This window comes from Runella sp., assembly GCF_027484545.1.
Lineage (GTDB): Bacteria > Bacteroidota > Bacteroidia > Cytophagales > Spirosomataceae > Runella.
Genome location: NZ_JAIXST010000269.1, coordinates 1 through 3,223, shown reverse-complemented (window position 1 = coordinate 3,223; position 3,223 = coordinate 1). Strand labels below are relative to the sequence as shown.

Genomic DNA, 3,223 nt, shown 5'->3' with positions numbered 1-3,223 from the left:
CGATAGGACGTGATAACAGCTTCCGTCCCGGCGAGGGTCGTCCAACTCAAAGAAAAATTCAGCTACATTCATTTCCCAAAGGTCGGGCTAACTTACCACTTCATGCAATTGCCCTATCCAAAGGCACCCTAAAATCCCTGATTTAAATTATAGAATTAATTATTAAATGTTCAACTTATTTAATTCTCGTTCCAAAGCGATAAGTTGTTGCACCAACAACAGGATATTGAGAAACTCAACCAAAAAATCGGTCAGTTAAACGATACCTACGCCAGTCAAAAAAATGCACTGTATGTGATTATTTCCTGTTTGGTGTTGGCGGTTTTGCTGGGGATTTGGGCACTATACCTGGTGAGGGCAAAACAAGCAACTAACAGACAGCTGGAACTGAGAAATCAACAGGTTCATGAGCAAAAAGACAAAATTGAGGAAGTTTCCAACAAAGCTCGCCAAGCCACGGAAGAGAAGCTTTGCTTTTATTCCTATATCTCCCACGAGTTCCGCACGCCGCTGAGTTTGACACCCGTTGAAGATTTGCTCAATCAAAAATCCATTTCGCAAAAAGAACTCAAATCGGGGTTGTTGTACATCCAAAAAAACGCCTATCGATTGCTTCGTTTGGTAGATCAAATGTTGGACCTTCGCAAAACCGATGCGGGCAAACAAATTCTTCAGGCGTCGGAACAGGATATTGTTCAATTCCTGCGGGAAATTGTTACGGACTTTCAGCAAAAAGCCCAAAAAATTATAATTGATTTGCAGTTTATTACCTCTGCCACGCGCCTTCCGATATGGTTTGATGCCGAAAAATTGGATAAAGTGGTGTTTAATTTGCTTTCCAATGCCTTCAAATACACTCCCAAAGGCGGCTATATTCACGTCGTGTTGCAGGAAACGGCTGAAAACGTGCAAGTCATCATCAAAGACAACGGCGAAGGTATGTCCGAAACGGAAAAAGAGCGTGCTTTTGATTTGTATTTCAGTGGACAAAAAAAGTACAGCCTCGGTACGGGGTTGGGACTGGCCTTGTCGCGGGAATTTGTTCAGTTACATCACGGTGAAATAGAAGTGGCTTCCATTAAAAATGAAGGAACGGCGTTTACCATTTCGTTACCCAAAGGAGAGGCTCATTTGATGGTTGACGAAAAAACTGTTTCTGAAAAAACGGAGCGCCCGGTCCAACCATTTTTTGACGAAACCGAAGTGGTATCCACAACAACTCCTGACTCAGAAGTTTCTGTAGAATCAGCGTCGGTCCTGTTGATTGAAGACAATACCGATTTGAGTTTTTATATCGTGGATAAATTGTCTAAAACGGTATCCATCAAAGCTTTTTCGACTGCCGAGCGCGGTTGGGAAGGGATTTTGTCTATGATTCCCGATTTGATTATTTGTGATGTGATGCTGCCGGGTATGGATGGTTTTGAACTGACCCAACGCGTCAAAGAAGATTTCAGAACGTCGCATATTCCCGTGATTTTGCTTACTGCCAAAAGCCAAACGGATGCTCAAATTGAGGGCGTAAAAGCTGGCGCAGATGTTTATTTACGAAGCCCTTCAACACCATATACCTGACCGAAACCATTAAAACGCTACTGAGTAACCGCCAAAAATTCAACGACGGTTTAGTTCAGATTATGTGTTTGCCAATGAGAACAAAACCGAAAAACGGTTTTTGAATGAACTGACGGCCCGCATCGAAGCCCACATTGCCGATGCCGAATTTGGCGTCGAAAAATTAAGCGCTGACATGGGGATGTCGCGGGTGCAGTTGTACCGAAAGGTGTAGGCGTTGCTTCAAATGAACGTCAATGATTACATTACTGAAATCAGAATCAACAAAGCCAAAGCTCTTCTGCGCGACACCAACAAAAGCATTGCCGATGTGGCCTACGAAACCGGCTTCAACTCTCCCGCCTATTTCACTACGCTATTTCGCCAAAAACAAAATCAAACACCTTCGGAATTTAGGAAGGGAGCAGGGGTTTAAGTTTTAACAACCTCGTACAACGTCTTCGTTGGTGTTTTTCCCCAACGACCTGTTGATTCCTCACTGATGGTACGAATTAGATATTCGCGCCATCCTTGGTATTTCCCTCTCAAGTCCTTCCTTAGTATGTACGATTCTCGAAAATGGATGTAATATTTTTGAAGGAAAACTATTTTGAATAAGTATTAACTTATTGATAATCAGTCTATTGATTTGTGTACGAAATTTGAAAGTATTTGAAAGAAAACTAAAATTCAAATAAACGGATTGCCTGCTACTTTTGACTCACTCAATAACCGGACTTTCTAAATCTTTACTACGAATGAGTCGTCAAAACAGCATCTTCTTTTGGTCTATTACCGCCGCCTTGGGTGGTTTTCTCTTTGGGTTTGATACGGCCGTGATTTCGGGCGTGGAGCAAACTCTCCAGCAGCTTTGGTCACTTACGCCTTTTCAACACGGACTGACCGTTTCCATCGCTTTGATAGGAACCGTTGTCGGCTCATTTTTTGGCGGTATTCCTGCTGACCGTTTGGGACGCAAAAAGACGTTGTTCTGGATTGCGGTTTCTTATTTATTATCTGCTCTTGGCACGGCCTTAGCCCACGATTGGAGTTTGTTTTTAGTGTTCCGATTTTTGGGTGGTTTGGGTGTAGGGGCTTCGTCGGTGGCGGCACCCATGTACATCACTGAAATTTCACCGGCCCGTTCGCGGGGTAAAATGGTGGCGCTTTTTCAGTTCAATGTAGTCTTTGGTATTTTGATCGCGTACATTTCCAACTACTTTTTGCAGGATATTTCGCAGGAGGCGTGGCGATGGATGTTGGGCGTTCAGGCGTTCCCGGCGTTGCTGTTTGTCACTATAGTAATGAACATTCCCGAGAGCCCCCGTTGGTTGGTCTTGAAAAAAGGTAAAACCGCCGAGGCATTGTCCATTCGTCAAATCATTGACCCCGAAACCGCTTCGCAAACACTGTCGAATATCACGCATAGCCAATCAGACACGCAGCAGAACAAACCGCGTCTTTTTTCGGGCAAATACAAGACCCCTGTCATGTTGGCTGTTTTGTTTGCATTGTTTAATCAACTGTCGGGTATCAATGCCATCATTTACTACAATAGTTTGCAAAGGTTTGGGTAAAAAATAAAAAGCGTTAAATTGGGTTTACCACAACACCAACAACGCTTTTTATGGAGAGTATAGCCCTCGTGAGTGCGATATTAGCAAAGATG

2 protein-coding genes and 1 pseudogene are annotated in these 3,223 nt (G+C 43.5%); all 3 read left to right on the top strand.

What is annotated here, in order from left to right:
* Positions 1-207: 207 nt before the first annotated feature.
* Positions 208-1,575: an ATP-binding protein gene (locus Q0081_RS24170; RefSeq protein ID WP_298359848.1), complete on the top strand. Its 1,368-nt coding sequence runs from the start codon at positions 208-210 to the stop codon at positions 1,573-1,575.
* A gap of 226 nt (positions 1,576-1,801) precedes the next feature.
* Positions 1,802-1,990, top strand: a complete 189-nt coding sequence (locus tag Q0081_RS24165) for an AraC family transcriptional regulator (RefSeq protein ID WP_298359846.1) — start codon at positions 1,802-1,804, stop codon at positions 1,988-1,990.
* A gap of 322 nt (positions 1,991-2,312) precedes the next feature.
* Positions 2,313-3,107: pseudogene (locus tag Q0081_RS24160) on the top strand (MFS transporter); the annotation flags it as partial.
* Positions 3,108-3,223 lie beyond the last annotated feature (116 nt).

Excerpts from the sequence above, each read along its gene's own strand:
- Q0081_RS24165 (WP_298359846.1), top strand. The coding sequence starts at position 1,802 with ATGAACGTCAATGATTACATTACTGAAATCAGAATCAACAAAGCCAAA.